Annotated in this window: 5 protein-coding genes; 4 read left to right on the forward strand and 1 reads right to left on the reverse strand. The window is 74.6% G+C overall.

All coding sequences use genetic code 11. The features are described 5' to 3' along the window. Positions 1 to 235 (forward strand): hypothetical protein (locus ACXAHD_RS31370; RefSeq protein ID WP_475055053.1); only part of this gene is annotated, 235 nt, incomplete at its 5' end. Here the strand turns inward: ACXAHD_RS31370 and ACXAHD_RS31375 are convergent. Further along, complete coding sequence (locus ACXAHD_RS31375; protein WP_281554267.1) at positions 175 to 1,374, reverse strand: acyl-CoA dehydrogenase family protein; 1,200 nt, start codon at positions 1,372 to 1,374, stop codon at positions 175 to 177. The genes ACXAHD_RS31370 and ACXAHD_RS31375 overlap by 61 nt on opposite strands. A gap of 91 nt (positions 1,375 to 1,465) precedes the next feature. Here ACXAHD_RS31375 and ACXAHD_RS31380 point away from each other — a divergent pair, with 91 nt between their 5' ends. From ACXAHD_RS31380 to ACXAHD_RS31390, 3 genes are all read left to right on the forward strand, one after another. Further along, entirely contained in the window at positions 1,466 to 3,349 is a 1,884-nt protein-coding gene (locus ACXAHD_RS31380) for a CoA transferase (protein ID WP_281554266.1), read from the forward strand. Continuing rightward, positions 3,346 to 4,971 carry a class I adenylate-forming enzyme family protein gene (locus ACXAHD_RS31385; RefSeq protein ID WP_281554265.1) on the forward strand — a complete coding sequence of 542 codons (1,626 nt, stop codon included), beginning with the start codon at positions 3,346 to 3,348 and terminating at the stop codon, positions 4,969 to 4,971. Before ACXAHD_RS31380 ends, ACXAHD_RS31385 begins: the two co-directional genes overlap by 4 nt. Next, positions 4,968 to 5,302 (forward strand): ATP-binding cassette domain-containing protein (locus ACXAHD_RS31390; RefSeq protein WP_475055054.1); only part of this gene is annotated, 335 nt, incomplete at its 3' end. The genes ACXAHD_RS31385 and ACXAHD_RS31390, both read left to right, overlap by 4 nt.

Consider the following 5,302-nt stretch of genomic DNA (forward strand, 5'->3'; position numbering starts at 1 on the left):
GCTGTGGACACTCGGCGGACGGCCCGCGCCGTGGGCGGCCCGCTACCGGTCGGCCGCCACCGCGACGACCGCTGCCCTCGTCACCGGTCACCTGGCCGCCGACGGCACGTTACGCGACGGATGCTACGACCTGGACAGGGCCGTCGCGCCCCGGCACGAGGTCGTCTGGGGCAGTTACTTCCTGGCCGCGGCGCTGGCCGCGCAGTCCGCCACGCCACCGTTGGTCGCCTGGTAGTCGGCGAGCAGCCGGGTGGCGACGGTGGTGACGTGCAACTCGTCCGGGCCGTCGAGGATCCGCGCCGCCCGGGCGGCGCGCAACAGCATGGCCAGCGGGGTGTCGTCGGTGAGCCCCTCGGCCCCGTACACCTGCACGGCGCGGTCGACGACGGCATGGAACGCCCGGGCGGCGACGACCTTCGCGGTGCCGGTGGCGGTCCGCGCGTCGCCCCCGGCGGCGAGAGCCGCGACGGCGGCCCGGGTGAGAGCTCGGGCGGCGGCCAGCTCCGCGTGGCTGTCGAAGACGTAGCCGTGCAGCAGCTGCTTGTCCGCGAGTACCGCCGTACCGACCTGGCGCCCGGTCAGCCGTCGGCACATCAGGTCGAAGGCTCGCGCGGTCTGGCCGAGCCACCGCAGGCACCGCAGGGTACGTCCGAGCGACAGCCGGCCGGCGACGATCCGCAGGCCGGCCCCGGCGGCGCCGATCAGGTGGTCGCCAGGCACCCGGACCCCGTCCAAGGCGATCTCGTACTGCCCACCGGCGCCGAGCACCGGCAGCTGACGGACGATCCGGTAGCCGGGTGCGGTGGTCGGCACCAGAAGCAGGCTGAGGGAGCTCCGACCGGTCGGGTCGTCGTCGGCCGACCCCGGTCCGGTTCGGCAAACGACGGTGGTGAAGCCGGCGTCCGCGGCCCGACTGGTGAACCACTTCCGGCCGGTGATCACCCAGTCGTCGCCGTCGCGGACAGCACTGGTCCGCAGGGCCGCGGGGTCGGTCCCGGGCACCTGCGGCTCGGTCATCGCGAAGCTGGGTGGGCATCTGCCGGCGACCATCGGGCCCAGGTACCGGTCACGCACCGCCGCCGTCGCGTAGGTGTCCAGCATCGTGGCGTCGAGAAGCGAATCGGAGCCGAGCGCCACCGGGCCGTAGTCGCTGTACCCCTCGGCCTCGGCGATCCCCGCGTAGTCGGTCAGTCCCAGCCCCTGCCCGCCGAGTGCCACCGGCAACGGGATCGCCCACAGCGCGGCGGCACGGGCCCGCTGCTGCAGCGCGCCCAGCGCTGCCCGGCCCTGCTCACCGCCGGCCGCGAGCGCGGCCTCGGCGGGAATCACCTGGCTGCGGACGAACTCCGCCACCTGAGGCTGAAGGACATGCACGGCGAACCTCCCAAACGCACCATCGTGATCGGACAGCTGGAAATCGCAGCGCCCGGGAACTGGACAGACGACCCATGCGACTACAGCAGACGTGACAGTTGATGCCGAAGGCACCCGTACCGTAGTCGGACCGCAGGGCGTTCCAGTTCCGGCCGGTCCGCTGGCCGGTCACCGGCTGGCCGGCGCTGGGGGCACCGCCGCGCACCGGGTACTCGCCCGTCACCTCGTCGAACTCGGTGCCGACCGGGTCAGCGACGCCGGGCCGCTGCGGCTGATTGGGCCGGACGAGGCGCAGCTGCCGATCGAGCTGGACTGGACGGAGCCAGCGGACCCGGCCGGTGGCGCCGGGCGGCCGGCCGAGTTGGACGAGGTGACGGCTCAGGCCCGGTACGGTCTGATGGCGGTGCACGGCCGGGCCCGGGGCGGGCCGGCACGGATCAGCCTGGACTACGTCGGCACCGCCGCCGCGGTGGTCGCCGGGCAGGGGGTGCTGGCCGCGCTACTGGCCGGGTTGCGCGGTGGCCCGGCGCCTGAGAGCGTGCGGGTGCCGGTGGCCGGGGCGGCGCTGCTGACCGTGTCGCAGTACCTTGCCGCCGGCAGTGCCGACGATCCGGAGTACGTCGAGGCACCGACCGCGGCTGGCTCGCCGCCCCCGTTCGTCTGCGCCGACGGGGTGTGGGTGGAGTTGGAGACCCTCGATCCGGCACCGTGGCATCAGTTGTGGACCGGTCTCGGTGTCGAGCCGTCCGTCGCGGCCCGCGCGTGGCGGGCCTTCGTGCTGCGCTACGCGACTGCGACCGCTCCGCTGCCGGCGCAGCTGCACGCCGCCGTCGCCGCCGTGCCGTTGGCCCGGTTGCAGGAGTTGGCCGGAGCCGCCGGGGTAGCGGTCCAGCCGGTACGGGGCCATGCCGACCGGAGCCGCGACAACTACCTGCCGGGAGCCGACACACCACCCTGGACGATCGCGGCTGGACCGCAGCGCCGAGCCGTCGGCGTCGACTCAGGCGGTGCCGCCGGGGGCACCGGGGGCGGACCGTTGACCGGCCTGCGCGTGGTCGAGGCAGGTCGACGGATCCAGGGGCCACTCGCCGGGCAGGTGCTGCGGCTGCTCGGTGCCGAGGTGATCCGGATCGAACCGGCCGGCGGCGATCCGCTACGGGGGATGCCGCCGATGGTGGGTGACTGCTCGGCCCGGTTTCTGGCGCTCAACCGGGGCAAGCGGATCGTCGAGGCCGACCTGCGCAGCCCGGACGGCCGGGCCACGGTCCGGGAGCTGGCCACGTCCGCCGACGCGTTCCTGCACAACTGGGCACCGGGCAAGGCCGCGCGGCTGGGGCTGGACGCCGGTGACCTGTGGGCGGCCAACCCACGGCTGGTGTACACGTACGCCTCCGGCTGGGGTGACGCGCGCGGATCGGATCCGCCCCCGGGCACCGACTTCATGGTGCAGGCGTACGCCGGGCTCGGCGCCCAGCTGCGGCCGGCCGGTGAGCCTCCGGCAGGTTCGCTGATGACCATGCTGGACGTGCTCGGTGGGCTGGTCGCCGCCCAGGGTGTCCTCGCCGGACTCGTCGCCGGGCACCGCGACGGCCGGGGCCAACGGGTGGACAGCAGTCTGCTGTCGGCCGCCGGTGTGCTGCAGGGACCGGTACTGCGCGGTGAGCAGCCGGCCCACCCGCGCGGGGGTCCGCTCGACGGCCCGCTGCCGGCGGCCGGGGGGCACCTCGCCGTACCCGAGGGCACCACGGCCACGTCGCTGGCCCGGATCACCGGCGGGGCCGGCCTGGCCGGTGCGCTCGACCGGTTGGCCGAGCTACCGGTCGCCGACGCCGTCGGGCAGCTGCGGGCCGGCGGCGTCGCCGCGGTGCCGGTCTGCCCGGAGCCCGGCCTGCTCGCCGCCGACCCCACCTTGGCAGCGCTGCTCGACATCGACGGCTGCGCCTTCGTCACACCCCCCTGGAGGTTCTTCCGGTGACCGTGCTGACCGCCACCGACCTGGTCCCCGCCGAGCTGCGCCGCTGGTGGCGCCATGCCGGCTACTACCCCGACGCCGACCTGTACACCTTGTTCACCCGACAGGTCGCCGCCGCGCCGGATCGGGCAGCGGTGATCGACGACGACGGCACCCACTCGTACGCGGAGCTCGCCGACCGGGTGAACCGACTGGCCGGCGCGCTGCACACCGCCGGCGTCCGGCCGGGCGAGGTGATCGCCGTCCAGTTGCCCAACAGCTGGCGGGCGGTGGCAGTGGACCTCGCCGCAGCCGCGATCGGGGCGGTCGTGCTGCCGTACCCGATCGGTCGGGGCCGCCGGGACACCCTGACCCTGCTGCGCCGGTCCCGCGCCGCCGCCGTCGTGGTGGCCCACAAGTTCGGCGACGTCGGGTACGCCGATGTGCTCGCCGGGCTGCGCGATGACCTGCCGGACCTGCGCATCGTGCTGGTGGCCGGGACCGGTGGCCCGGACAGTCTGGAAAGCCTGGCCGTCGACGGCACCGCGTTGTCGCACCGGCCGCCGGTGGCGCCGGACGCCCCCGCTCGGATCCTGGTCTCCTCCGGCTCCGAGGCCGCCCCAAAGATGATCGTCTATTCACACGAGGCCCTTGCCGGCGGCCGGGGCACGTTCATCGGCGCGCTGCACACCGGGCCCGGTCCGATGCGTAACCTGTTCCTGGTGCCGCTGGCGTCGTCGTTCGGGTCGTCCGGGTCGGCGGTGACCGTGGCACGGTTCGGCGGGACCCTGCTGGTGCAGTCCCGGTTCGACGCCGCCGGGGCGCTCGACCTGATCGACCGGCACGGCCCGCACCTGGTGTTCGGGGTGCCGACGATGTTCACCATGATGCTGGACCATCCCGCCGTAGCCGACGTGGACACCTCGACGCTGCGGGCCGTAGTGGCTGGCGGTTCCCGGGTCGACCCGGCGACGGTGGCCGCCTGCCGGGACCGGTTCGGCTGCGCCTACGTCAACTGCTACGGCTCGGCGGACGGGGTCAACTGCACCACCGACCCGGCCGCTTCACCGGCCGCGGTGCACGACGCGGTCGGCCGGCCCAACCCGGCGGTCGCGGCGGTCCGGATCGTCGGCGAGGACGGCCGCGACGTCACAACGGGCGCCGTCGGCGAGATCTGGGGGCTCGGGCCGATGAGCCCGCACTGCTACGTCGACGCCGAGTTCGACGCCCGGTACCGCACCGACGGCGGCTGGGTGCGCACCGGTGATCTCGGTCGGATCGACCCGGACGGCTTCCTCCATGTGGTCGGCCGGCGCAACGAGATCGTCATCCGGGGTGGGCGCAACCTCTCACCGGTCGAGGTGGAGCTGCTCCTGGCACAGCACCCGGCGGTGCGTCAGGTCGCCTGTGTGGGAGTACCGGACCGGTTGATGGGTGAACGGATGGCAGCCTGCCTGGCACTGCGCGACGGGGCGTCCGCACCAACCCTCGACGAACTCACCAGCTACCTGACCGAGACGCACGGCCTGGAACGTGCCAAGTTGCCGGAGCACCTGCGGATCTTCGACGCGTTGCCCCTGTCGCCGGCCGGCAAGGTGGACAAGCGGTGGCTGCGGGAGCAGCTCACCGCCGGATCGCCCCGATGACCCGACCATCAGCCACCGCCGCCTCGGCAGTGGCGCGACCGGCCGGCGGTGCTCCCGTCACCTTCAGCGGCGTGACCTGCCGGTACGGCCGACGCACGGTGGTCCACTCGGTGGACCTCGCCGTCGACGCCGGCGAGCACGTGGCGTTGACCGGAGCGAACGGCTCCGGCAAGACGACGCTGCTGCGCACCGTCCTCGGGCTGCACCCGCTGGCCGCCGGTGCCGTCTCGGTCGACGGCGTGGGGGGGGGGGGGGGGGGGGGGGGGGGGGGGGGGGGGGGAGAGGGGGGGGGGGGGGGGGGGGGGTGGTTGTCGCCCACCCCCCACCCCCC

The sequence above is a fragment of the Micromonospora sp. ABR4_055 genome (assembly GCF_056160425.1).